At 67.9% G+C, this 24,737-nt stretch carries 17 protein-coding genes and 1 pseudogene; 6 read left to right on the top strand and 12 right to left on the bottom strand.

All coding sequences use genetic code 11. The annotated features are described in order from the left end of the window. Positions 1 to 2: 2 nt before the first annotated feature. The 7 genes and pseudogenes from SJY26_RS06105 to SJY26_RS06075 all read right to left on the bottom strand — a co-directional run bounded on the left by SJY26_RS06105 (position 3) and on the right by SJY26_RS06075 (position 9,215). On the bottom strand, positions 3 to 863 hold the full coding sequence (locus SJY26_RS06105) for an aldose 1-epimerase (protein ID WP_396595248.1): 861 nt from the start codon (positions 861 to 863) through the stop codon (positions 3 to 5). Continuing rightward, the gene (locus SJY26_RS06100) at positions 860 to 1,714 is read right to left on the bottom strand and encodes an SMP-30/gluconolactonase/LRE family protein (protein ID WP_396595247.1); all 855 of its coding nucleotides are present in this window, start codon (positions 1,712 to 1,714) and stop codon (positions 860 to 862) included. Before SJY26_RS06100 ends, SJY26_RS06105 begins: the two co-directional genes overlap by 4 nt. A gap of 5 nt (positions 1,715 to 1,719) precedes the next feature. Further along, on the bottom strand, positions 1,720 to 3,162 hold the full coding sequence (locus tag SJY26_RS06095) for an aldehyde dehydrogenase family protein (RefSeq protein WP_396595246.1): 1,443 nt from the start codon (positions 3,160 to 3,162) through the stop codon (positions 1,720 to 1,722). A gap of 73 nt (positions 3,163 to 3,235) precedes the next feature. Continuing rightward, complete coding sequence (locus tag SJY26_RS06090; RefSeq protein WP_396595245.1) at positions 3,236 to 4,744, bottom strand: sugar porter family MFS transporter; 1,509 nt, start codon at positions 4,742 to 4,744, stop codon at positions 3,236 to 3,238. Between the two features lie 50 nt (positions 4,745 to 4,794). Then, positions 4,795 to 5,554, bottom strand: a pseudogene (locus SJY26_RS06085) (SDR family NAD(P)-dependent oxidoreductase). Beyond that, entirely contained in the window at positions 5,551 to 6,711 is a 1,161-nt protein-coding gene (locus SJY26_RS06080) for a fumarylacetoacetate hydrolase family protein (protein WP_396595244.1), read from the bottom strand. Before SJY26_RS06080 ends, SJY26_RS06085 begins: the two are co-directional and overlap by 4 nt. A gap of 95 nt (positions 6,712 to 6,806) precedes the next feature. Then, positions 6,807 to 9,215 carry a glycoside hydrolase family 3 N-terminal domain-containing protein gene (locus SJY26_RS06075; protein ID WP_396595713.1) on the bottom strand — a complete coding sequence of 803 codons (2,409 nt, stop codon included), beginning with the start codon at positions 9,213 to 9,215 and terminating at the stop codon, positions 6,807 to 6,809. Positions 9,216 to 9,368: 153 nt separating this feature from the next. Between SJY26_RS06075 and SJY26_RS06070 the strand changes: the two genes are divergently transcribed. From SJY26_RS06070 to SJY26_RS06060, 3 genes are all read left to right on the top strand, one after another. Continuing rightward, the gene (locus SJY26_RS06070; RefSeq protein ID WP_396595243.1) at positions 9,369 to 10,145 is read left to right on the top strand and encodes a FadR/GntR family transcriptional regulator; all 777 of its coding nucleotides are present in this window, start codon (positions 9,369 to 9,371) and stop codon (positions 10,143 to 10,145) included. Between the two features lie 35 nt (positions 10,146 to 10,180). Next, a complete protein-coding gene (locus SJY26_RS06065) occupies positions 10,181 to 11,965 on the top strand; it encodes an IlvD/Edd family dehydratase (protein ID WP_396595242.1) in 1,785 nt (594 codons plus the stop codon). Positions 11,966 to 12,113: 148 nt separating this feature from the next. Then, entirely contained in the window at positions 12,114 to 14,633 is a 2,520-nt protein-coding gene (locus SJY26_RS06060) for a glycoside hydrolase family 3 protein (protein WP_396595241.1), read from the top strand. Between the two features lie 28 nt (positions 14,634 to 14,661). Here SJY26_RS06060 and SJY26_RS06055 read toward each other — a convergent pair whose 3' ends face one another. From SJY26_RS06055 to SJY26_RS06040, 4 genes are all read right to left on the bottom strand, one after another. Beyond that, positions 14,662 to 16,158: a tryptophan halogenase family protein gene (locus SJY26_RS06055; protein ID WP_396595240.1), complete on the bottom strand. Its 1,497-nt coding sequence runs from the start codon at positions 16,156 to 16,158 to the stop codon at positions 14,662 to 14,664. Between the two features lie 11 nt (positions 16,159 to 16,169). Then, positions 16,170 to 17,237, bottom strand: coding sequence for a cupin-like domain-containing protein (locus SJY26_RS06050; RefSeq protein WP_396595239.1), 1,068 nt, complete (start codon positions 17,235 to 17,237; stop codon positions 16,170 to 16,172). Then, positions 17,234 to 17,959 carry a SapC family protein gene (locus tag SJY26_RS06045; protein ID WP_396595238.1) on the bottom strand — a complete coding sequence of 242 codons (726 nt, stop codon included), beginning with the start codon at positions 17,957 to 17,959 and terminating at the stop codon, positions 17,234 to 17,236. Before SJY26_RS06045 ends, SJY26_RS06050 begins: the two co-directional genes overlap by 4 nt. 127 nt (positions 17,960 to 18,086) lie before the next feature. After that, positions 18,087 to 21,227, bottom strand: coding sequence for a TonB-dependent receptor (locus tag SJY26_RS06040; RefSeq protein WP_396595237.1), 3,141 nt, complete (start codon positions 21,225 to 21,227; stop codon positions 18,087 to 18,089). Positions 21,228 to 21,455: 228 nt separating this feature from the next. On the opposite strand from SJY26_RS06040, the gene SJY26_RS06035 reads away from it, so the two are divergent. Further along, positions 21,456 to 22,511: a LacI family DNA-binding transcriptional regulator gene (locus SJY26_RS06035; protein WP_396595236.1), complete on the top strand. Its 1,056-nt coding sequence runs from the start codon at positions 21,456 to 21,458 to the stop codon at positions 22,509 to 22,511. Here SJY26_RS06035 and SJY26_RS06030 read toward each other — a convergent pair. Next, the gene (locus tag SJY26_RS06030; RefSeq protein WP_396595235.1) at positions 22,495 to 23,775 is read right to left on the bottom strand and encodes an MFS transporter; all 1,281 of its coding nucleotides are present in this window, start codon (positions 23,773 to 23,775) and stop codon (positions 22,495 to 22,497) included. The genes SJY26_RS06035 and SJY26_RS06030 overlap by 17 nt on opposite strands. Before the next feature lie 190 nt (positions 23,776 to 23,965). Between SJY26_RS06030 and SJY26_RS06025 the strand changes: the two genes are divergently transcribed. Together SJY26_RS06025 and SJY26_RS06020 are read left to right on the top strand one after the other, a co-directional pair. Next, a complete protein-coding gene (locus SJY26_RS06025; protein ID WP_396595234.1) occupies positions 23,966 to 24,382 on the top strand; it encodes an Hsp20 family protein in 417 nt (138 codons plus the stop codon). An 81-nt stretch (positions 24,383 to 24,463) separates the two neighbouring features. Continuing rightward, positions 24,464 to 24,718 carry a DUF1150 family protein gene (locus SJY26_RS06020; RefSeq protein ID WP_396595233.1) on the top strand — a complete coding sequence of 85 codons (255 nt, stop codon included), beginning with the start codon at positions 24,464 to 24,466 and terminating at the stop codon, positions 24,716 to 24,718. The last annotated feature ends 19 nt before the right edge of the window (positions 24,719 to 24,737 follow it).

Here is a 24,737-nt window from a genome sequence, read left to right as displayed (position 1 = left end):
CCTCAGGTTCGGGCCGCGGCGGTGATCGTCAGGGTCATCTCCGCGGTCTGGCCCGGCTCCAGCGGCACAAGACCCGTTACCTCGCCCGCCGGGGCGTTGAAGGCGTCGGGGCGATGGGTCACCGGCTCCAGACAGACGAAGTCCGCCCCCGCCGGCGCGAACACGTGGAGCCCCGTCGCCGGCGGTGCGGCCCTCAGGGTCACGGTCCGGTCGTCCGTGGTCACCCGCGCCACCCCGCCCCAGCCGGCATAGGCATGGTCCACGAACGAGGCCGCATCCACCACCGGCCCCCCGCGCCAGTCGAACACAGCGTCGGATGCGGCGAGACCGGTCGGGATCAGGGTCTCATCGACGGTCCAGACTCCCGAGGCTGCGAACGAAACCCGGGTCCCCGGGCGGCGCACGAAATAAGGATGCAACCCCAGACCGGCCGGCATGGCCCGGTCGTCGGCATTGGTCACCGACAACGCGACCGTGAGCCCGTCATCGTCGAGCGTGATCCGCTGCTCCGCCGTCCAGGCCCACGGCCAGTCCGAGCGGGGCTGTTCGAGGGTCAGCACCGCCGACACCTCCCCCGAAGACGCGACCGTCCAGGGCCGGTGCCAGCCGATGCCGTGCAGGGCGTGGGGCTCGAACCCGGGGGTTGGCTCCAATGCCACGTCCTCACCGTCCCACGGGAACCGCGCCGCAGCGATCCGGTTGGCCCAGGGCACCAGCGGGAAGCAGGCGGTCTGCAGCGGATCGTCCGCGCCCGGCGGCGTCGGCCTCAGCACATCCTCGCCCCGCCAGCTCAGCCGCGTGAGGGCCCCGCCCAGACCGGGCCGGATCTCCGCCGCCCAGTCGCCCCGGGCAAGCGCGATCACCAGCGGAAGAGCGCCTGGGGCAGCCCCGGCCGGTCGACCCGGACGCGGTAAAGCCCGCCCAGGGTCGGTTGTTCGGCTCGCTTGTCGGCGTTGCCGAGCCAGGCCGTAGTGCAATACAGGTCCCGCAGATCGTCGCCCCCGAACGCCGCCTTGGTCACCGTGACCACCGGCAGGGCAATGTCCGCCAGCCGGGCCCCGGTCGGGCTGTACCGCGCGACGCCACCGCCGTTAAACAGGCTGACGTGCAGAATGCCGTCGGCGTCGACGCTGGGGCCATCGGGATAGCCCCCGGTCACGTCCGCGAACACCCGCTTGTTAGTCAGGAATCCGTCGTGATGGTCGAAGGCATAGATCCGCTGGAGGGCCGAGTCGTGGTGATAGAGCGTCCGGCCATCCGGGCTCAGTGCCGGCCCGTTGGTGATCCTGTAGCCGTCGTCATGGCGGGTCAGCACCCCGTCGCGGTAACGGTACAGGGCCCCGGACACGCCTGACTCGCCGTCGTCCATCGAGCCGAACCACAGCGCGCCGTCCGGGGCGATGAAGCCGTCGTTCAGCCGGTTCTGGGGCCGGTCCGGCTCCACCTCCGCCACCCGCGTGAACGCCCCGGTCGCCGGATCAAACCGGTGCAGCCCGGTGCGGACCCCGCAGATCAGGCTGCCGTCCTCGGCCGGCAGGGCGAAACCGGTCTGGTCCGGCGTGTCCCACGACCGCTTCGCGCCATCGTCGACCGCATAGCGATGCAGCTTGCGGCCCTTGATGTCGACGAACCAGATGCAGCGCTCGCGTGCCGACCAGACCGGGCCCTCGCCCAGCTCGGCCTGCACGTCCCAGACCAGGTCCGCTTGGCTCATGACGATCAGCTCCAGCTGTAGGCGGTCTTCTGCTGGGTGAAGAATTCAGCCGCAGCGAAGCCCTGTTCCCGTGCGCCATAGCTGGACTTCTTCGACCCGCCAAACGGCACGTGATAGTCGACGCCCGCGGTGGCCAGATTGACCATCACCATGCCTGCGCGGGCGCGGCGCTGGAAGTCCCGCGCGTACTTCAGGCTGGTCGTGGCAATGCCCGCCGACAGCCCGAACTCGACCCCGTTGGCGATCGCCAGAGCCTCTTCATAGTCCTTGACCCGGATGGTCGAGGCGACCGGGCCGAACACTTCCTCGGTGTTGATCCGCATCGCGGCCGTCGTGTCGGCGATCAGGGTCGGCTGCACATACCAGCCGGGCTGGTCTAGGTTCAGCCGGTTGCCTCCGGTCGCGATCCGGCCGCCGGCCGAGCGGGCGACATCGATATAGCTGTAGGAGGTCTCCATCTGGCTCTCGGACACCGCCGGGCCCATCTGGGTGGAAGGATCCAGCGCATCGCCGACCTTCAGCCCGGCCACCTTCTCGGCCAGCAGGGCGACGAACCGGTCATGAATTCCGTCCTGCACGATCAGCCGGCTGGAGGCGGTGCACCGTTGTCCGGTGGCGAAGAAGGAGCCGTCGAGGGCAATGGCCACCGCCCGCTCCAGATCGGCATCGTCCAGCACGATCAGCGGGTTCTTGCCGCCCATCTCCAGCTGGACCCGGGCCTGACGCTCCATGGCCCCCTTGCCGACGCTGGCCCCGACGGTCTGGGAGCCGGTGAAGCTGATGCCGTCGATGTCCGGATGGCCGACGATCGCCCGGCCGACATCGCCGTCGCCGATGACCATATTGACCACGCCCTTGGGCAGGCCGGCCTCATGCAGGATGGCGATCAGCGCCTCGGCCGTCGCCGGGGTCGGGCCGGCCGGCTTGATCACGACCGTGTTGCCGAAGGCGATGGCCGGAGCCATCTTCCAGGCCGGAATCGCGATGGGGAAGTTCCACGGGGTGATCAGGCCAAACACGCCTACCGCCTGGCGATAGGTCTGGATCTCGACACCTGGCCGGGTCGACATCAGGTTCTGGCCGTGGATCCGCAGCGCCTCGCCGGCGAAATATTTCAGGATGCGGGCGGCTCGGGCCGTCTCGCCGATCCCCTCGGCCAGGGTCTTGCCCTCTTCGCGCGACAGCAGCCGACCGACCTGGTCCTTGCGCTCCATCAGGATGTTGGAGGCCCGGTCCAGAATGTCCGAACGCACCTCCGGCGAGGCCTCGGACCAGGCCGGGAAGGCCGCACGCGCCGCGGTGACCGCCGCATCGACTTCCGCCGCCCCGCCCTTGGGGGTGCGGGCCACGACTTCGTTGGTGTTGGAGGGATTGCGGCTCTCGCCAGGTCGATCGGCGTCCACCTTCTCGCCGTTGATCCAGTGGGACAGGTTCAGCGTATCGGTCATGGGTTTGGCCTCATCGTGCAAACGGGGCGGCGAGGGAGCGCCGCCCCTTCAAATGTCAGACTATTAGATAGGGTCAGCCTTGCATGTCTTCCAGTTCCCGACCCCGGGTTTCCCTGATGATCGCCAGCACGAAGAAGAAGGAGACCAGGGCACTGACCGCATAGAAGCCGTAGGTTATCGTCAGACCCAGTCCGGCGGCCATGATCGGGAAGCTCATGGTGATGCCGAAGTTGGCGATCCACTGGGCGAAGCCTGAAACAGACAACGCCGAGCCCCGGATCTGGTTCGGGAACATCTCTCCCAGCATGACCCACATGACCGGGCCCCAGCTGAAGTTGAAGAACATGACGTAGGCATTGGCCGCCACCAGGGCCAGCATGCCCATCTCCGGCGACAGGTCGAGGAAGCTGTTGCCGAGCGTGGTCTGGGCCTCATAGACCGTCCCGTTGTTCAGCACCGTGCCCGCCTCCAGCACCGTGCCCGCGGACATGAAGGTGCCGGTCGAGAAGGCGTAGGCGACGAGGCCGAGGGTCAGCGCCATGCCCAGCGATCCGATCAGCAACATGGGCTTGCGGCCGATGCGGTCGATGACCAGCAGGCCCGCGATCACCGCCGCGATGGACAGCGCCCCGGACAGCACGTTGATCAACAGGGCGTCGTTTTCACTCAGCCCGACCGACTGCCAGAGCACCGCGCCGTAGTAGAAGACGATGTTGATGCCGACCAGTTGCTGGAACACGGCCAGCCCGATGCCGGCCCAGACGATCATGCGGACGCCGCCCTTGCTGCGGTCCAGCAGGTCCGAGAGGCGAGGCTTGTGGTCCGCCACCAGCGACTGCTGGATTTCGGCGACCTTCAGCCCTGCGGCGGTCGGCCCGAACAGCCGGGCGAGAACCTCGGTGGCCTTTTCGTGGCGGCCCTTGATGACCAGGAAGCGCGGGCTCTCGGGGATCAGGAACAGGGCGAAGAAGAACACCACGGCCGGGATCAGTTCAATCCAGAACATCCAGCGCCAGGCCGTGAATCCCAGCCAGAACTCACTGGTCGATCCCCCGGCCGCGTTGGCTACGAAATAGTTGGCGAGGAAGGAGAAGAACAGGCCGGAGATAATGGCGATCTGCTGGATCGTCGTCAGTCGCCCGCGCATGTGCGCCGGCGCGATCTCCGAGATATAGGCGGGAGCCATGACACTGGCGGCCCCCACGGCGAGGCCGCCGAGGATGCGGTAGACCACGAACTCGGCCGAGCTGGTGGCGATGCCCGAGCCCCAGGCGCTGACGATGAAGAGCACCGCCGCGAGGATCATCATGGAGCGACGGCCCCAGACGTCGGCCGCCCGACCCGCGAAGGCCGCGCCGATGGCGCAACCCAGCAGCATGGACGCCACGTTAAAGCCCGTGCCGACCTCTTCCGAATTGAAGGCCTGCCGCAGGCCGTCCACAGTGCCGTTGATGACGCCGCTGTCATAGCCAAACAGGAAGCCGCCGATCGTCGCCACCAGAACGGTGAGGATGACCAGCCCCATATTGGTTTGCTCGGGTGTGCCGCCGGGCGCACTCCCCGTTCCGTTCAGATCCGTCATCCTCTATTCCTCCCCTTGGGCTCTCTCGGCCCGATGTGCGGATCGTCGGGTCAACGCCACCCGGCGTCCACGAAATACTCGTGTCCTGTAACAAACCGTGCGTCGTCCGACGCGAGGAACAGGGCCATGGCGGCGATGTCCTCGGGCAGGATCCGGCCCTTCAGGCACTGGGCGGCGACGATCTCGGCCTCGCCCTCGGGAGTGTACCACTTCATCTGCCGCGCGGTCTTGACGTTGCCGGGCACGATACAGGCGACCCGGACCCCGTCGACGCCCAGCTCGCGGGCGAGGGCGCGGGTCATGCCTTCGATGCCGGCCTTGGCTGTCTCATAGATCGACAGGTCGGGAAGACCGAGGTGCCAGCTGATCGAGCCCAGGTTCAGGATCACACCCTTGCCTGCCGCCCGCATGCCCGGCGCCACCGCCTGGGCGGCGAAATACAGATGCCTCAGGTTCACCGCGATCCGGTCGTCCCAATACTCCGGAGTGACCTCGGCCAGGGTGTGACGATCGTCATTGGCGGCGTTGTTGATCAGCACCTCGATCGGCCCATGCTCGGCGGCGATCGCCTCCAGATGAGTCTTCAGGGCGCCGATGTCGGTCAGATCACAGCGGCGGTAGACCGGCGCGGGAAACAGCAGCGACAGCCGGTCTTCCAGCGCGCGCGAGTCGAGCATCGGCATAGTCGAGGAACACGACCCGGGCCCCCTGCCGGGCAAAGGCTTCGGTCAGTCCTTCCCCGATTCCCGACCCGCCCCCGGTAATGACGACGAGTTTGCCCTTCAGCGACGGATAGACAGCCTTGCTCACGCGGGTACTCCAAGCAGGCCGCGAGCGGCCAGGTTACGCATCAGTCCCGAAATCCCCAGCGTCCAGGGCGGGGCCTGCTCGCTGGTGGTGACGGTGTTTTCCAGAACGCCCAGGCGCTCGGAGGCCACGCGCACACGGTCTCCGGGATGGTGGGTGAAGCCTTGCCCCGGGGCATCCCGATCCTGGATCGGGGCGAACATGGTGCCGAGATAAAGGGCGAAGCCATCCGGATACTGGTGCGCCGCGCCGACCGTCTGGCCGATCAGCTCCAGCGGATCGCGGCTGATCAGGCTCATCGAACTGGAGCCGCTCATGACGAAGTTGTCCGTCCCGCGGACCTCCAGCGAGATTTCGGCGGCACGAACGTCATCCATGGTGAAACCATCGTCGAACAGGCGCACGAACGGGCCCAGTGCCGCCGAGGCGTTGTTGTCCTTGGCCTTGCCCAGCAACAGGGCGCTGCGGCCCTCGATGTCCCTCAGGTTCACGTCATTGCCGAGAGTCGCGCCCACCGGCCGGCCGTCCGCCGCGCACAGGATCACCACCTCGGGCTCCGGATTGTTCCAGGCGCTGTCGGCGCGCACGCCGACAAAGTCTCCCCAGCCCACCGACGACAGCACCGGGGCCTTGGTGAAGATCTCGGCGTCCTTGCCGATGGCGACCTCCAGATATTGGGACCACAGGCCGTCGGCGATCAGGATCTCCTTCAGCTTCACGGCCTCAGCCGACCCGGGCCGCACGGCCGACAGATCGGCTCCGACCCGCTCGGCCAATTGGGCACGGATGTCGTTGGCCCGCTGGGCGTCGCCCCGGGCCCGCTCCTCGATCACCCGCTCCACGGCCGAGACCGCGAAGGTGACCCCCGACGCCTTCACGCACTGCAGATCCAGCGGCGACAGCAGATGGGTGCCGCCCTTCGACCCCTCGTCCCAGGAGACGACAAACTCCATCTCGTCCAGCGACCCCAGATCCGCGCCCGGCGCGTCGGCGAGCCCGGGAGTTGCCACGGCGTCCGCAGTGGTCGCGGCGAAGGCAGAGATGTCCAGCACCCGGCCACTGCGCACCAGCACGGGGGTGGGACCGACGGGCAGCTCGATACGGCCCAGCAGCAGGGCATCCCGCCAATCGGCCGGTAGGTGTTCGGTTACGCCGGTCATCTTCCCCCGCCAGGACCTTCAGAGGTCCGGTCATTCTCTGGTAGCGCTATCATCCGATCGAGGGCCGGTCTGTCAAGCCCGCCCGCCTGACCGTGTCAGTCAGACACGGTCAGGGTGGTGGCCTTCAGGTCGCGGGAATTCGGGCCCGCGCTGAGGGTGAAGGTGCCGGGCTCGACGACGCGGTGCATGTCCTCGTCCCACAAGGACAGATCCCGGGGTGTAATCTCGAACGACACCGTGGTGCGGGCTCCCGGCTCCAGGGTCACCCGCTTGAAATGCTTCAGCTCCAGCACCGGACGGGTGACCGAGGCGTGATCGTCGCGGACGTACAGCTGGACCACCTCGTCACCGGCACGCGATCCGGTGTTGGTCACATCGACCTCGACCCGGACATGTTCGAAGCGGCCGATCGTGGCCTTGGCCAGACGCGGGGCCGAGATGTCGAAGGTGGTATAGGACAGGCCGAAGCCGAACGGATAGAGCGGGCTGGTCTCGCTGAACAGATACCCCCGCCGTGAGGTCGGCTTGTGGTTGTAGAAGATCGGCAGCTGGCCGACGTTGCGGGCGATCGAGACCGGCAGTTTCCCGCCCGGATTGACCTTGCCGAACAGGACATCGGCCACGGCGTGGCCGGTCTCCTGACCCAGATACCAGCCCTCGACCAGGGCATCGGCCTGTTCCGCCAGCAGGTTGACCGACAGCGGCCGGCCGTTCAGCAGCACGACCACCGTTGGCTTGCCCAGCGCGAAGATGGCGCGGGCCAGATCGTTCTGCTGGCCGATCAGGTCCAGTGACGCCCGGTCGCCCAGATGTTCGTCGGCCCAGGCCTCGCGGCTGGTCTGCTCATTGTCCCCGAGCACCATAACGATGGTGTCGCAGGTCCGGGCCGTGGCCACCGCCTCCTCGATCAGCCGCGCATTGACCTCGGGCGAGACCAGATCGACGGCATCCGCGCTCCAGGATCGGCTTTCGGTGATGCGGACCGCCTCGGCGTACTCGACCTCGAACCGGCCTCCGGCCGCGGCCTGGATACCTTCCAGGACGCTGACGACGTGGCGCGGAACATCGCTGTAGCCCCCGATCGGCGTATCGCGCGCATGGGTGCCCAGTACCGCCAGCCGGCGGATCCCGGCCGGGTCCAGAGGCAGGACGCCCTTGTCGTTCTTCAGCAGGGTGATGGCTTTCTGGGCGGATTTCCGCGCCAGGGCGACCGCGTCCGGGGTGGCCGTCAGGGCCTCGGCCCGGCGGGGATCCACATACGGGGTCTCGAACACGCCGGCGAGGAACTTCATGGTCAGCAGTCGCCGCACGGCCGCGTCGATGGCGGCGATGTCGACCCGGCCGTCACTTACCATTTCCGGCAGTTTGATATAGCCCTCGCCGTCCGGCAGTTCGATATCGACGCCGGCCTCAAGGGCCCGGGCTGCCGCTTCCTCGATCGTCCGGAACATCCTGTGGCGGGTGTTCAGCTCACGGATGGCGAAATAGTCGCTGACGACCGCGCCGCGGAAGCCCCACTCCTCGCGGAGAATGTCGTGCAGCAGCCAGCGGCTGACGTGCGAGGGCACGCCGTCGATCTCGTTGTAGGACGCCATGACCGACATCACCGGCAGCTCGGTGACCGCCCGCTCGAACGGCGGGAAGAAGTTCTCGCGGAGGGTCCGTTCCGAGATGTTCGCCGGCCCGACATTGGTGCCATTCTCGGGCTGACCATGACCGGTCATATGCTTCAGTGTGACCATCACCTTGTCCGGGGCCAGGGGCAGGTATTCGCCCTGGAAGCCGCGGATGGCCGCCAGTCCCATCTCGCCCACCAAGTGCGGATCCTCGCCGTAGGTCTCCTCGATCCGGCCCCAGCGCGGATCGCGGGCCACGTCGACCACCGGCGCAAGGGCCAGCTGCGCGCCCCGGGCCCGCATCTCCCGCGCCGCGACCGAGAAGCACTGCTCGACAAGGGCCGTATCCCAGGTCGAGGCCAGGGCGATGGACTGGGGGAAGCTGGTGGCGCCGCGCGCCACATAGCCGTGCAGGGCTTCCTCGTGCAGCAGCAGGGGGATGCCCAGCCGGGTGTTCTCGATGGCCCAGCGCTGGGCGGCATTCACATACTCTGCCGTCTTGCGTCCGGTCCGGTTGACCGCCTCGGCCGCAGCGCCCGCCGCGCCGTTCTCGCTCGGATCGACGCCGCGCTTGTCCTGCGGACGCGAGATCTGGCCAAGACCATGCGGGAAGGCTTCGGAAGCGCGCGCCGCCACAAAGTCACCGGCCGCGTTCTGGATCAGACCCTTGCCCTCCCAGATGCCGATCATCTGGGCGACCTTTTCCTCCACCGACATGCGCCGGAGCAGGTCCTCGACCCGCCGCTCGACGGGCTGGGAGGCATCGCGATAGATCGCGTCACGCGGCGGCTTTTCCGTCTCCTGGGCCGAGGCGACGCCCCGGGTTGCCGCCAGGGCGAAGGCCGAAACGAAGCTGGCAAGGACCGTCCGACGGCCGAGCGTCAGCATGGTCTTCTGAGGGGTGTCCATGTGCATCTCTCCCTGATCTCGCCGGTTGATCCCGCGATGATAGCGCTACCACACGATAGGCCGGGTTTTCCCGAACGGTCAACGCCGATCATCGGCTATAGGGAGAGCGTAGCTGTCACATCCAGGTCTGCCATGCCCGCCACCGCCCCTGTTGCCTCTACCCGTCACCCCAGGGCCGGAACCGAACGCCTGCACGGCGCCATCGCCCGCAATCTGGGCGTGGCCATCGTTTCCGGCCGGCATCAGCCCGGCGACATTCTCGGCAACGAGATCGATCTCAGCGAACAGCTGCACGTCTCGCGCAGCGCCTACCGCGAGGCCATCCGCATCCTCTCCGCCAAGGGTCTGGTCGAGAGCAAACCCCGCACCGGGACCCGCGTCCTGCCCATGGAGCGCTGGAACCTGCTGGATTCCGACGTCCTGTCCTGGTTCTTCGAGTCCGAACCCAGTCCCGTGATCGTCAACGGCCTGTTCGAGTTGCGGATGATCATCGAGCCGGCCGCCGCGGCCCTGGCCGCCGTGCGCCGCTCTGACGAGGAACTGGCCCGGATGCGCACGGCGCTAGAGATCATGGAACGCAGGACCCTCAAGACCGAGGCCGGCCAGTCCGCCGACCGCGACTTCCACCAGGCTATCCTGACCGCGACCGGCAATCCGCCGCTGGTCAGTCTGGCCTCCACCATCGGGGCCAGCGTGCGCTGGACGACCCTGTACAAGCAGCGCAAGCGCCGCCTGCCCCCCGACCCCATGCCCGAGCACTGGGCCGTGTTCGAGGCCATCGCCGCCAGCAACGCCGAGGCCGCGCGTGCGGCCATGCAGGCCCTCGTCGCCCATGCCCTGCAACAGATCGAGGGACCCGCCGCCGCGAAGTCCGCCCGGTCTGTTGCAGTCGCGCGAGCGCTCCGCTAATTGTCTGAGTAATCTCGGATAGAAGACTCCCCAAAATGACCAAACCGCTTCGCTCCCGCGCCTGGTTCGACAACCCCTCGAACCCGGACATGACGGCCCTGTATCTGGAGCGGTACCTTAACTACGGCCTGACGCTGGAGGAGCTCCGCTCGGGCAAGCCGATTATCGGCATCGCCCAGACCGGCTCGGACCTCAGCCCCTGCAACCGCCACCATATCGAACTGGCCAAGCGGGCCAGAGAGGGCATCCGCGAGGCCGGCGGCATCGCCCTCGAATTCCCCGTCCATCCCATCCAGGAGACGGGCAAGCGCCCGACCGCCGGGCTCGACCGCAACCTCGCCTATCTCGGTCTGGTCGAGCTTCTGTACGGCTATCCCATCGACGGGGTCATCCTGACCATCGGCTGCGACAAGACCACGCCCGCCTGTCTGATGGCCGCGGCGACCGTGAACATCCCCGCCATCGCCCTGTCGGTCGGCCCCATGCTGAACGGCTGGCACAAGGGCGAACGCGTCGGGTCCGGCACCATCATCTGGAAGGCCCGCGAGATGATGGCCACGGGCGAGCTGGACTATGAGGGCTTTATCAATCTGGTGGCCACCTCGGCCCCCTCGGTCGGCTACTGCAACACCATGGGCACGGCCACGACCATGAACTCCCTGGCCGAGGCCCTGGGCATGTCCCTGCCCGGCTCGGCCGCCATCCCGGCTCCCTATCGGGAACGCCCCCAGGTCGCCTACCAGACCGGCAAGCGCATCGTCGAAATGGTACATGAGGACCTGAAACCCTCGGACATTCTGACGCCCGACGCCTTCCAGAATGCCATCGTGGTCAACTCGGCCATCGGCGGCTCGACCAATGCCCCGATCCACATCGTGGCCCTCGCGCGCCACGTCGGCCTCGATGTGCCGCTGCAGGACTGGGAGACCCACGGCCACAAGGTCCCGCTGCTGGTCAATCTCCAGCCCGCCGGCACCTATCTGGGAGAGGACTTCCACCAGGCCGGCGGCGTCCCCGCCGTGGTCGCCGAACTGATGCGCCACGACCTGATCCGCGAAGGGGCTATGACCGTCAACGGCCGCACCATCGGCGACAACTGCCGCAGCGCCCCGACCATCCTGCCCGACGTCATCCGCACCTTCGAGACTGCCCTCGTCGAGGACGCGGGCTTCCTTGTGCTCAGCGGCAATGTCTTCGACAGCGCCATCATGAAGACCAGCGTGATCGCGCCGGACTTCCGCGCCCGCTACCTGTCCAACGCCGATGACCCCGACGCCTTCGAGGGCACGGTGGTCGTGTTCGACGGATCGGACGATTACCATCACCGCATCGACGATCCGTCCCAGGGGATCGACGAGGACTCCATCCTCGTCATGCGCGGAGCGGGCCCCGTGGGCCATCCGGGCGCGGCCGAGGTCGTCAACATGCGTCCGCCCGCGGCCCTGATCAAACGCGGGGTGACCGCCCTGCCCTGTATCGGCGATGGTCGCCAGTCGGGCACCTCGGGCTCACCCTCGATCCTGAACGGCTCGCCCGAGGCCGCCACCGGGGGCAATGTCGCCCTCCTGCGCAACGGCGACCGTCTGCGGGTCGATCTGGGCAAACGGCGCGTTGACGTGCTGCTCGAGCCAGCCGAGCTTGCGCGGCGCCGGGCCGAGCTGGACGCGGCGGGTGGCTACGCTTTCCCGGCCTCCCAGACCCCCTGGCAGGAGATCCAGCGCTCCATGGTGACGGAGCTGGAGACCGGAGCCGTCCTGGCCCCCGCCGTTCGCTATCACCGCATCATCGATACCCACGGCCTGCCGCGCGACAACCACTGACGGCCTGCCCGGCCCCGGCGATCGGGGCCGGACAGATCGCCCCACACCACATTGACAGCGTTGTCATCCGCACCGGATGGCGTTACCGATAGTCCGTCATGCTGAAGAGCGGCGACCGGCCGCCTCCCCCGACAGGACAGGAAACGCCATGTACCGATCGCCCCTCACCCTCCGTCGCAGTCTGATGCTGTCCGCCACGGCCAGCCTCCTGATGGCCTGTGCGCAGGTCCCGGATCCGGTGGCCCTGACACCGGGCATCACCCCGTCCGCCTGGCCCGCCGTCGCCGATGCCGGCCTGGTCGATGCCGAGGTCGAGGCCCGGATCACCGCGCTCATGGCCCGCATGTCGCTGGAAGAAAAAGTCGGTCAGACCATCCAGGCCGACATCGCCTCGATCCAGCCGGAAGACCTGCGCCGCTATCCTCTGGGCTCGGTCCTGGCCGGTGGTAACTCCGGGCCTGCCGGCAACGACCGCGCGCCGAAGGAAGCCTGGCTGGCGCTCGCCCAGGCCTTCTACGAGGTCTCGACCGAGGCCCGCCCCGGCCACACCCCCATTCCCGTCATCTTCGGAGTCGATGCGGTCCACGGCCACAACAACGTCTTCGGGGCCACCATCTTCCCCCACAACATCGGTCTGGGGGCTGCGCGCAATCCCGACCTGATCCGCCGCATCGGCGAGGCGACCGGGCGCGAACTGGCTGCCACAGGCGTGGACTGGACCTTCGCCCCCACCGTGGCCGTGGCCCGCGATGATCGCTGGGGCCGGGCCTATGAGAGCTATTCCGAAGAGCCCGAGGTCGTGGCCGCCTATGCCCGCGCCGTGGTCGAGGGCCTGCAGGGCCCGGACGGCGGCGACGACGGGCTCCAGCCCGGCCGTACAGTGTCCTCGGTCAAACACTATCTTGGCGACGGCGGCACCCAGGACGGTCGCGACCAGGGCGACACCCGGGTGTCCGAAAGCGAGCTGGTCCGCATCCACAACGCCGGCTATCCCCCGGCCATCGCCGCCGGGGCGCTGACCGTCATGGCCTCCTTCTCCAGCTGGAACGGCGAGAAGGCCACGGGCCATGAAGGCCTGCTCACCGGGGCGCTCAAGGACCGGATGGGCTTTGACGGCTTTGTGGTCAGCGACTGGAACGCCCATGCTCAGGTGGCCGGCTGCGCCCCGGACAGCTGCGCCCGGGCCTTCAATGCCGGCATCGACATGTTCATGGCCCCCGACACTTGGCGCGGCCTGTACGACACCACCCTGGCCCAGGCGCGGTCGGGCGAAATCTCCATGGCCCGGCTGGACGAGGCCGTGCGCCGCATCCTGCGGGTCAAGTTCAAGGCCGGCCTGTTCGACAATCCGGCCCCGGTCGACCGGGCCGGCGCGGGCGACTATTCGGTGCTCGGCTCGCCGGACCACCGCGCCCTGGCGCGCGAGGCCGTGCGCGCCTCGCTCGTGCTGCTGAAGAATGACGATGGCCTGCTGCCCCTGCGCCCCGGTGCCCGGGTTCTGGTGGCCGGCGACGGAGCCGATGACATCGGCAAACAGTCGGGCGGCTGGACCATCAGCTGGCAGGGCACGGACAATACCAACGCCGACTTCCCGAATGGCCAGTCCATCTGGGGCGGCATCTCGGAGACCGTGCAGGCGGGTGGCGGACAGGCGGTGCTCAGCGCCGACGGCAGCTTCTCGGAGCGGCCGGACGTCGCCATCGTCGTGTTCGGGGAAGACCCCTATGCGGAGTTCCAGGGCGACCGGCCGACGCTGGACTTCACCCCCGAGGGACCGCTGGCCACCCTCCGCCGGCTGAAGGCCGCCGGCATCCCCGTGGTCTCGGTCTTCCTCTCGGGGCGGCCGCTGTGGGTCAATCCCGAGATCAACGCCTCGGACGCCTTCGTCGCCGCCTGGCTGCCGGGCAGCGAGGGCGGCGGTGTGGCCGATGTCCTGTTCCGCGCCCCGGACGGGTCGATCGCCCACGACTTCACCGGCAAGCTGTCCTTCTCCTGGCCGCGCCGGGCGAACCAGTACCGGCTGAACGCCAGCGACCCCGACTATGACCCGCTGTTCGCCTTCGGATTCGGCCGGACCTATGCGGATCGGACCGACCTCGGCGTCCTGTCGGAAGAGGCCGGTGTGGCGGCTGCCGCTGCGGCCTCGGAAATCTATTACGCCGCCGGCCGCGTGCCCGAGCCCTGGGCCATCTCACTGCGCGATGCCTCGGGAACCGCTCCCGTTGCGGCCGGGGCCAGCCCCTCCACCGCCCTGACCGTACGCGCCGCCGATGCATCGGCCCAGGAGAGCGGCCGTCTGCTGAACTGGAGCGGAGCCGGCGAGGCCTCGTTCGTCGTGTCCGGCGCGCCCGTCGACCTTTCGCGTCAGGCGACCGGCGACATGGCCGTGGCCATGCGCCTCCGGGTCGACACCGCCCCCACGGGTCCGGTGTTCCTGTCAGCCGGCTGTGGCACAGGCTGCCGCGGCGGCGTCGATATCGCGTCGCTGCTGGGGGCCGGCCCGGAGTTCCGCACCGTCCAGGTCAAGCTCAGCTGCCTGCGCGACGCCGGAGCCGATCTGATCCGGACCGAAGAGCCCGTGGTCCTGACCACCTCGGGCCGGCTGGCGCTGGTGATCGAGGACATCCGGCTGGTGTCCAACACCGGCAGCGCGGTCTGCCCGGCCTGACCCTGAACCGGCCGGTCGCCGTCGCCGCTCAGGCGGCGGCGGCCGGTGTCGCCTCGGGGCAGTAACGGTCGAGAAAGGTCTGGTGGGTCGGCAGGGTCTCCACGGCCTTGTCGACATTGGCCTTGAGGTCCGAGAGCGCCCTGGCCAACTGGTCGACCGGCATCAGCCGGGCCAGATGATGGTGCGAGCGCGGTGCCAGCCCCTGTCCGGTCAGGACCTGCAGCCAGGAAGCCACCCGGAACAGGTCGTCCTGCCCCTGATACGCCTGGGCGCTCTCGGCAAACAGCGCCAGCCTTTCGGCCAGGGTGTCGGGTATGCCCATCTCGCGCTGGCGCTGCCAGAACGGCTCGCTGCGGGCATTCAGATGATAGTGCAGGATGATGAAGTCCCGCACCCCCTCCATTTCCGCGCGGGACTGGGCATTGTAGCGCGCGACCACCGCCGGCCGGATGCCGTCGAACGGAAAGACCTGCATCAGCCGGGTCAGGGCGGTCATGATCAGGTGGATACTGGTCGATTCCAGCGGCTCCACGAACCCCCCGGCCAGGCTCAGGGCGATGCAATTGCCCTCCCAGACCTTCTGCCGCCGACCGGTGCGGAAGCGGATCAGGCCGGGCTCGATCAGGGGCTCGCCCTCGATCGCGCCCATCAGCCGGGCGCGGGCCTCATCATCGGACAGGAAGTCCGAGGCATAGACCAGACCGTTACCGACCCGGTGCTGCAGGGGGATCCGCCAGCGCCAGCCCGCGTCGTGGGCGATGGCCCGGGTATAGGGCACGGCCGGCCCGGTTGACGTTGTCTGGACGGCGAGCGCCCGGTTGGTCGGCAGCCAGTCGCCCCAGTCCTCGAACCCGACCCCCAGCACGCCTTCCATCAGCAGGGCGCGAAAGCCCGTGCAGTCGAGGAACAGGTCGCCTTCGATCCGGTCCCCGTTCTCCAGCACCAGAGCCGCGATCAGTCCGCTCTCCCCATCCCGGTCGACCCGGGCGATCCGGCCCTCCCGCCGCGTCAGACCGCCCGCCTCGCTGCGCGCGCGCAGGTAGCGGGCATAACGACCGGCATCCAGATGGTAGGCGTAGTTGATGCGGGCCTCGGGCCCGGTGGCGAACCGCTCTGCCTCCGCTGCGGCATGCTCGAAACAATAGTCGCCCAGCGGGCCGGCGACGCCGCGCTCGCGTGCCTCCAGCCAGAAATGCTGGAAGTCGCCCATCCAGGTCGATTTGCCGACATCGCCGAACGAATGGATGTAGCGGTCCTCCGGCCGCGTCCAGCCCTCGAACGAGATCCCCAGTTTGAAGGTCGCGCCGGTCGTGCGCATGAAGTCCGCTTCGTCGATGCCCAGCAGGGCATGGAAGGACCGGACAGTCGGGATGGTCGATTCCCCGACCCCCACCGTGCCGATCTCCTCGGACTCGACCAGGGTGATGTCCAGCAGCCCGCCCAGCTGGCGCGTCAGAACGGCCGCCGCCAACCAGCCCGCCGTCCCGCCACCGGCGATCACGACACGCGTCCTGCCCTCGTCCATGGCCTGCCTCCCTATCGATTCAGCTTCTGCATCACGCGCGCCCTCAGGCGCCGCGCGGACCGTTCGTCCAGCGGGGCCAGATCCCCCCGCGCCGCCTCCGGCAGGTGCGCCGCGGGCCGGTCAGCCGGGCCGAAGACATAGTAGTCGAACAGCCCCCGCCACGCCGCCTTCTCCGCCTGCGGCCGATCGCGCAGGCTCAGCAGGCCGTGCAGCAGGGTGGTCATGGGGGTGTCGACGAAGGCCGGGGTGTCGTTCCACCAGTAGTTGATCATGGCGTTGAACGGGTCCAGCGCCTCGACATTGTGCCACCACAGGGCCGGGTAGAAGAGCACGTCACCCGGCTCCAGATCGGCGATTTCGGCGACCGTGGCCGCCTCGGCATAGCGCGGGAACCGCTCCAAATCGGGGGCGGAGGGATCCACCAGACTGACGACCTGTCCGCCCGGTGTGGGCTCCAGCGGACCGGGATACAGATTGCCGATCTGGTCAGGCGGAAACAGGGTGAAGCGTCGGTGTCCCACGAGACAGCAGGCCAGGTTGTTCGACATGTCGAAATGGGTCGCCGCCGTCGTCCGGTTGCCCAGCCACAAACTCACGATCGGCGCGCCATGCCCCTCGGCCGGCGGCGGCAGGTCAAGGCCGTTCTCGGCCCCCAACCCGGGCAGATACAGATCCAGATCGGTCGAGCCGACATAGAAGGACGGCGGCGCCGGCAACTCCAGATGGGCGGCGATCGCATCCAGATAGGCGCTCAGCGACACCCGCTCGGCCGAGAAATTCAGCCCCTGCAGCTCCGGCCCGTAGAAATAGCGCCCGCCGACTTCCGGCGCGGCCGTATAGCCCACCACCGGCCGGCCGGCGTCGAACTGCTTCAGATAGGCGATTGCGGCGGCCGGTCCCTCACGCCCGGCCCCCGCCAGAGCCCAGTCGCCGGCCAGACCCCGAAAGATGACCGGCCGGTTGCGCTCCAGCAGGGCCGACAGCGGGGGCAGACGGCGCTCCGGGGCCTCGACCACCTCGGTGCGCCGCGCGATGGTGCCCGGGGCCGTGGCGTCCGTACGGCGCGCGGCGGCGGTCATGCCCGGCCCGCCTTGCGGTTCTTCATCGCGATCAGCCGGTCCAGATTGCCCAGCGACGACGCCGCATGCACCGCCGGAACCAGCCAGCCGCCGCGATGCAGCCGTTCCAGAGCGGCCCCGTCCAGCGCGTCCAGCCGGTCGCGGCGGATGGCGAAGACATTGTCCAGATCATAGCGCCGGCCCTCGCCGACATGGATATCGATGACCACGGGCTCCAGCAGCCCGGCCTGCTCGAACGCCTCGAACATCGCCGGCTCCGCCTCGACACCTTCGTACAGGGCCGACAGCGCGACGTTGATCGCGTCCAGATAGGGGCTGGATCCCCCGTGTTTCATAAACACGGCCTCTCCGTCGGCCACGCCGACGCGGGGATCATCGAGATCGACATTGACCCGGGCCTGCCGTTCCGCGGCCGCGCCCTGCGCGCTGTGCAGACCGATCGAGAACGGTCCGCGCCGCTGCACCGCCGGCACATAGCGGGCTTTCCATTGGGGTGACTGAAGAAAGAGATTCTCGTCCCGATCCAGCCCCAGCAGGGCCACGGACTGGAAGGCTCCGGCCGCATCGCGCCGGAACAGGATGACATAGTCCCGCTGCAGCGCCTCGAACTCGGTCGGGAAGACCCGCGCCTGGTTGATCGCATCGCCCGTCTCGGGCCCATAGGTCTGCGCGACCCTGAGGTCGGCATGGTCGACATTGTTCAGCAGCACGATGTTCGTCATGGCACGCGCCCTGTCTCCGGCCACCGATCATGGGGGCAATGGGCCGGAGCGGCAAATCACAGACCCCGGACGATCACAGGGCCGCCGATGACCGGCGGCCCTGTGACTCGTTCTCCAGCGGTGTCGCCTAGAACCGCATGCGGGCTCCAAGCAGGTAGCGGGGCTTCAGCTCCTGGGCGAACCAGATGTTGCTCTCGTCCCGCCCGTAGGTGCGGATCGGTTCGCTGGTCAGGTTGATTGCCTCGAACGACAGGGCGACGTTATCGGTCAGATCATAGCTGACGTTCATGTCCAGGGTCCCGAAGGGCTCTGTGAAGACGGGGTTGCGGCTGTCGCCACCCCGGTTCGTTTCAGCCAGGTAGGTATCGCGCCAGTTGTAGGCCAGCCGCGCCGAGACCCCGTAGTTGTCATAGATCAGGGTGACGTTGGCACTGTCGCTCAGGCCCAGCAGGGCGAACTGGTCGATGCTGGGGTCGGCGTTGACGTCGATGTCCACGTCACCGTTCACGATCGTGTACGAGGCCGCGATGCCGATGCCGGTATCACCGTAAAAATACTGGCCGGCGATCTCGAAGCCGTTGATGTTGGCCTCACGATTGTTGACCGGGGTCGCGACCGAGAACTGGAACAGCGGGTCGTTGGCGTCTGCTGTGATGTCCACCGCGGCCAGGATCTGGTCGACGAAGGCCTGGTTCAGCGAGGCGTTCGGCCCGGTGCGCTGGGCCTGGAACTGGGTGGAAGCCGCGGCCACGTTGCCGTTGTTCTGGATCAGCAGCGCCGTATAGGTGAACAGGTTCACGTCCGACAGGTCGGCACCCAGCGTGCCCAGCTGCGTCCGCGCCGTGCCCGACCGGGAACCGGCCGCGCCCGAGGTGGGATCGCGCAGGTCGAACAGGGAGCGGGTGACCTGCCCCTGGCCGACGAAGTTGCGGACCTGCTTGTCGAAGAAGCCGACCGACACATAGCTGGACGGGGCGAAATACCACTCCGCCGAGAAGTCGATGTTGTCGGACAGCAGCGGCAGCAGGTTCGGGTTGCCGGAGTTGCCGGTGGCAACGCCGCCCAGTGCGGTCGGGCGGGGCGGCTGGTTCACCGTGCTGGCCGCGAACAGGTTGCCGTAGTCCGGCCGGGCCAGGGTCCGGCTCCACGACGCCCGCAGCTTGACGTCGTCCATGGGCTGGATCGAGAAGTCGAACGCCGGCAGGAAGTTGTCATAGTCGCCTTCGCCGCTGATCGGCTCGACCTGGGACCCGACGACCCGGACGAAGTCGTTGTCGGACGTCCAGCGGATCTCCGTCGGCACGGCGACCAGCGAGGTCGACAGCACCTCGGTCTGCTCATAGCGGATGCCGGCCATCATGCTGATCGGCATGGTTCCCAGCTCACCTTCCCAGGTCAGCTGGCCATAGATGGCGGTCGTCTGCTCCTCGACGACGTTGAAATCCGAGCCCGACAGGGCCAGGGGGTTGCCCGGGTTGGCCACGTTGTTCATCGGGCTGCCATCGGCCGCATAGACCGGCGACAGGGCGTTGAACAGTTCCACGGCATTGCCGCGGAAGGCGATCAGGGACGCGCCCGTCGCGCCAGGATTGAAGGTGTCGAAGCGGCAGGTGAGGCAGAACTCTTCCAGAAGACCGCCGGCGAAACGCTCGACGTCGCCGGGGTTGGTGATGCCCCAGTCACCCAGGGTCTGCTGGGTCTGGGTCCGCTGGCTGGTCATTTCGGAGTCGATGTACTCGGCCCCGAAGTCGAACCGGGTGCCGCCGCCGAAATCATAGGTGGCGTCGGCGCGGATTTCCTTGATTTCCTGACGTTGCTGCGAGGCGTTGGTCCGGGCGATCTGGGTGCCGATGTCGCCGATGTCCAGACGGCCGTTGTTGTTGCCGCGCAGCGCATCATTGATGGTGATGCTCTGGACCGGGATGTCGCCGCTGAAGTCGACCGAATGGGCCGAGATCACCGGCGCGCCGAGGCTGATCAGGGTGGAGCTGGCACCGTTCGATGCGTCGGGCAGGCTTTCCGCCTTGGACATATGGCCGTCGACGACCACCGAGAAATTGTCGGTCAGGTCCCATCTGGCGTTGAGGCCGAACAACTCCAGCGTGTCCTTGGTGGCCCGGTACTGCTGCTCGAAGCCCGTGTCCTTCACCCCGCTGATGTTTTCCTGAAGGAAGACTGTGGTGGCCACCCCTTCGTTGTCATCGAAGCGGACCTGGCCGAACGGACGGTTGAACCAGTTGGTCTGGTCGGTCCGTTCCTCGCTGGTGCGGTTCTCGGCATAGAGGACGTCGGCAGTCAGGACCAGGTTGTCCGTCGGTGCCCACTGGAACACGGCCTGCCCGTTGATCCGTTCACGCTCGGACTCCGAGAAGTGATAGCGGCTGTCGTTGGGCACCGCGACCAGCTGGTTGGTCGAGGGTGTGTTCGTCAGCTGGGTCTGGGCGTTGACGTAAGGGCCCGCCTGATTCAGGAAGACGTCGCGACGGACGATGTTCCAGGCGTTGGAGGTGGCGCTGGCCGCAGCGCTTTCGCGACGCTGATAGCTGCCGAACAGCTGGACGCCGAAGGTGCCGTCCTCGTCGCGCCAGCTGACGATCCCGGACGCCTCCGGGGTGATTTCCTCGCCCCGGTCAACGCTGGAATCGTGCACGGCCTTGACGCCGAAGCTGCCGTTCCAGCCCGGCTCACGGTTGCTGAGCGGCTGGCGGGTGACGACGTTGATGGTGGCACCGATCCCGCCGGAGGGGATCGATGAACGGCCGGTCTTGTAGACCTCGAGCAGGCTCACGGCCTCCGATGCGATGTTCGAGAAGTCGAACGACCGGCTGGTGGCGGTGGCGAAGTCGACGTTCTGGTCCCCGCCCACGGCCGAGACGTTGGCGGTCGGCAGCTGTCGGCCGTTCAGGGTGACGAGGTTGAACCCGCCGCCGAAGCCGCGAACCGTGACCTCGGAGCCTTCACCATTGACCCGGCTGATCGAGACGCCGGTCACCCGCTGCAGCGATTCCGCCAGATTGGTGTCCGGGAATTTCCCGATGTCCTCGGCCGAAATGGCGTCCACCACGCCGGACGAGTTGCGCTTGATATCGATGGCGCGGTCCAGACTGGCCCGGATCCCGGTGACAACGATCTCGTCGACCGTCGTGGCCTGGCCCGGCGTCTGCGCCGGAGGCGTGGCCGTCTGCGCGGCCGCCAGACCGGGCAGAGCCAGTCCGGTCAGAAGCGCTACAGCGGAACTCGAGCGCCCAAGCGCCGTCAAAAACGACATTCCCCTCATGTTTCCCTCCGCGTCGGCTGAGCCGACGTCAATGTTTTATCGGGCGACCGAAGAGCCGCTCCGACCCTAGGTTCTCAGCGTTGTCCTACGCTGTCAATGGGAATGATAGCGCTACCGCAATTGCATATCGGCGTGTGGCCGCCTTACAAGCGTCTTCACCGGGCCGCCGGAGGGGGACCGCCCGGCATACGGCTCCCGACCGTTCAGGAAAGCGCATCTGTGACAAGAGGTCAGCGACGCACCACCATGGTGGACGTCAGCCGTCATGCCGGCGTGTCCATGAAGACCGTCTCGCGGGTTCTCAACGATGAGCCCAATGTGACGGACGAGGTCCGCCGCCGCGTCCGGGCCTCGGCCGAGGCCCTCAACTACCATCCCAATGTTCTGGCCCAGGCCCTGGTCCGGCGTCGCTCTCACCTGATCGGCCTGGTCTATGAGAACCCGTCGCCCAGCTATGTGGTGGAGCTCCAGATGGGCGTGCTGGAGCGCCTGCGTACCGAGCGTTACCGGCTCGTCGTCATCCCGGTGTCATCCGTGTCCGAACATGAGGCAGAGGTCGTCGGCTGGCTGCGGTCCGCCGCCCTCGACGGGGTCGTTCTGGCTCCGCCAGCCTCGGACAACCTGCGCATACTCGCCGACCTTACCGCCGCCGGAATCCGTTTCGCCCGCATCGCCCCGACGCATGATATCGACCTCGGCCCGGGCAATCTGCTGGATGATGTGACAGCCGCCCGGGAGGTAGCCAGCCATTTGCTGGACCTTGGCCACAGGGACGTTGCCGTCATCCTCGGCGACCCGACCCATGCCTCCACCACCATGCGACTGAAGGGCTACGAGCAGGCTTTCGCGGCCGCGGGCGTGCCGCTGCGGGCCGACCTGACCGAACAGGGCCTGTTCACCCGGGCCAGCGGCTATGCGGCGGCCCAGCGCCTGCTGGACCAGCCCCATCGACCGACCGCCATCCTCGCCCAGAATGACGACATGGCCGTGGGGGCCCTCATGGCGGCGCGCGAGCGTGGTCTCGACGTCCCGGGCGATCTGTCGATCGCCGGTTTCGACGATTCCGAAGTCTCGCGAATCGCGTGGCCCTCGATCACCACGATCCGTCAGCCCGTGTTTGAAATGGCGGTGTCCGCCGCCGACATGGTGCTGGCCCAGCTCGAGGGCGAACCGCTCCGGCCCCGACAGGATCATCCGCACCAGCTGATCCTCAGGGAGTCAACCGGGCCTGTCCCGACAGGGACCCCGGCCCGGCCACTCAAAGGGTCCGCCTGATCCCCTGCACCAGCACGCCGCCACCCACCGCCAAGGCGGCGGCCAGGGCGAAGATGCCCGGAAGGCTCCAGCCTGCGGACCCCAGCAGGACGATCCCCGCCAGAGGGGCCATCACCTGGGGCAGGGTCACCGCAAGATTCATAACCCCCAGGTCCCGCCCGATACGGGCCCGGACGGGCAGGACCTGGGCGATCAGGGCCTGATCCGCGGTCGAGAAGATCCCCACCCCGATGCCGTAGACCATCTGTCCGACGAGGGGCCCCGGCCAGGCGGGAAGGACAGCAAGGGTCGCCCCCCCGGCGGCGATCAACAGGGCTCCCGCGGTGACGAAACCCTTTCGGCCACCCCAGCGATCGGACGCCAGCCCTGCGGCGAAGCCCGAAACCAGGGCCGCCGTTGTCGAGGTGGCGATCAGCAGGCCAAGGACGGCGTCGATCCTCAGGCCCGGCAGGCGCGACGCCACATCGCTGTGGGACTGCAGATAGAACAGCAGATACAGGACATTCAGGGACATGGCTGTCTGCACCAGCAGACGCGAGGCGAAGGCGCAGCGGAAATCGTGATCCACGAGGGCGGCCAGAATCCTCCCGGGGCCCTTCGCGGACACCGGGTGGGTCACGACCGTCACCCTGCGCAGCTTCGTGATCACGAACGGCGTCAACAGGGCGATCATGGCCACGACCGTGACGATCGACCGGCCGGCCGCCCCGGTCAGGGCCATGGCGATCACCAGCCCCGCGAACAGGCTGGCCGCAGGATAGGCCAGACCGGAGAAGGCGGAGACCAGGCCCTTCTGCCGGTCCGGCACATGGTCCGCGAAGACCGCGACCAGCGGGCAGAACAGGATGTTGAAACAGATCTGGAACACGACGATCGCGGCGATCAGCTCGGTCGGGCTCCGGGCAAGAAACACCCCGACATAGCTCAGGGCCGTCAACATGATCCCGGCGACGATCCAGGGCTTGCGCGTCCCGTGGCGCAGCTGGGTGCGGTCGCTCAGGCTTCCTGCGACCAGATGCGCGATCCCTGCCGAGACGGCCCCCCACATGGCGGCGCGACTGACCAGCAGTGTCGCCGCTTCCGGCGCGAGGGCGGCTGCCTTCAGGGGCAGGAGCACCATCAGCAGGGGGACGAACCCGACGAAGGCCCCGATCTGGGCCAGGGTATAGGCCGCGATGAAGCCCGGCCCTGCGGCCGGCGCGTCCTCACCCGGCACCAGGGGACCGGCCATGCCGGGCGAAGGGACGGCGGGGAGGGTGGCCATCCCCGACCTTCGCCGGTTTCCCGGGCGATTGGAACCTCCCGGAGACCGGTCTTCGGGCGGCCGTCACCGGATGGAGCATTGTCGCGGAGGGACGCTTGATGGCGGCCGCCCGGTTCCCATATGGGGCAGGACGTCGATGTTCGCCGCGTGCGGGGACCTCGGCGCAGTCGCTTGTTCGAGGACTGGACCGATGACGACCCGACCGCTGCTGTTCGACAGTCCCTTTCTGCTGGGGTTCGACCAAACTCGTGCCCTGATCGACCGCGCCGCCAAGGCTGCCGCGGAAAGCTATCCGCCCTACAATGTCGAGCAGATCGGCGAGGGCTCCGTGCGGATCTCCCTGGCCGTTGCGGGCTTTTCACCGGACGATCTCGCCATCACCCTGGAGGGACGTCAACTGACGATCGCCGGCAAGCGGGACGGCGGCTCCCCCGATCAGGCCTTCCTGCATCGTGGCATCGCGGCACGGGGCTTCGTGCGAAGCTTCGTCCTCGCGGACGGACTGGATGTCGAGGGGGCGCGGCTCGAGCACGGCCTGTTGCATGTCGACCTCACCCGTCCGGTCGAGGCCAAGGCCGTTCGCCGGATTCCGATCAACCTCGACTGATCCCCCCTGCACGACCGTGTGCCGCCACGGCGAACCCGTGGCGGCGACGGGCGTTCCCCTGATGAGAAGGAGGCGGTCCTCATGACGCCCACAATGACCAAGGAAGACTTCAAGGGCCTGGGCGCGCCCGATCTCGTCTATGTGCGCGAGATCAGCGCCGGCGACATCGTGGCCGACGCGCCGCTGACCGACGAATCCGGCCTGACGCTTGAGCCCGACCGGGTTCTGTATGCGGTTCACAGCGCCGACGGTGAACGGCTCGCCGTAATGCTGGACCGCGAGACCGCCTTCGCCGCGGCAGTGGCCCACGAACTGGCCCCGGTCTCGGTTCACTAAGGCCGGGTCGCCGTCCCGG

This window comes from Brevundimonas sp. R86498 (assembly GCF_044598075.1).
Taxonomy (GTDB): domain Bacteria; phylum Pseudomonadota; class Alphaproteobacteria; order Caulobacterales; family Caulobacteraceae; genus Brevundimonas.
The sequence above is the reverse complement of the archived record's forward strand: the minus strand, read 5'-3'. Positions and strand labels throughout refer to the sequence as shown.

Coding starts and splice junctions, on each gene's coding strand:
- SJY26_RS06100 (WP_396595247.1), bottom strand. CDS start 1,714: ATGAGCCAAGCGGACCTGGTCTGGGACGTGCAGGCCGAGCTGGGCGAG.
- SJY26_RS06095 (WP_396595246.1), bottom strand. CDS start 3,162: ATGACCGATACGCTGAACCTGTCCCACTGGATCAACGGCGAGAAGGTG.
- SJY26_RS06090 (WP_396595245.1), bottom strand. CDS start 4,744: ATGACGGATCTGAACGGAACGGGGAGTGCGCCCGGCGGCACACCCGAG.
- SJY26_RS06080 (WP_396595244.1), bottom strand. CDS start 6,711: ATGACCGGCGTAACCGAACACCTACCGGCCGATTGGCGGGATGCCCTG.
- SJY26_RS06075 (WP_396595713.1), bottom strand. CDS start 9,215: ATGCTGACGCTCGGCCGTCGGACGGTCCTTGCCAGCTTCGTTTCGGCC.
- SJY26_RS06070 (WP_396595243.1), top strand. CDS start 9,369: ATGCCCGCCACCGCCCCTGTTGCCTCTACCCGTCACCCCAGGGCCGGA.
- SJY26_RS06065 (WP_396595242.1), top strand. CDS start 10,181: ATGACCAAACCGCTTCGCTCCCGCGCCTGGTTCGACAACCCCTCGAAC.
- SJY26_RS06060 (WP_396595241.1), top strand. CDS start 12,114: ATGTACCGATCGCCCCTCACCCTCCGTCGCAGTCTGATGCTGTCCGCC.
- SJY26_RS06055 (WP_396595240.1), bottom strand. CDS start 16,158: ATGGACGAGGGCAGGACGCGTGTCGTGATCGCCGGTGGCGGGACGGCG.
- SJY26_RS06050 (WP_396595239.1), bottom strand. CDS start 17,237: ATGACCGCCGCCGCGCGCCGTACGGACGCCACGGCCCCGGGCACCATC.
- SJY26_RS06045 (WP_396595238.1), bottom strand. CDS start 17,959: ATGACGAACATCGTGCTGCTGAACAATGTCGACCATGCCGACCTCAGG.
- SJY26_RS06040 (WP_396595237.1), bottom strand. CDS start 21,227: ATGTCGTTTTTGACGGCGCTTGGGCGCTCGAGTTCCGCTGTAGCGCTT.
- SJY26_RS06030 (WP_396595235.1), bottom strand. CDS start 23,775: ATGGCCACCCTCCCCGCCGTCCCTTCGCCCGGCATGGCCGGTCCCCTG.
- SJY26_RS06025 (WP_396595234.1), top strand. CDS start 23,966: ATGACGACCCGACCGCTGCTGTTCGACAGTCCCTTTCTGCTGGGGTTC.
- SJY26_RS06020 (WP_396595233.1), top strand. CDS start 24,464: ATGACGCCCACAATGACCAAGGAAGACTTCAAGGGCCTGGGCGCGCCC.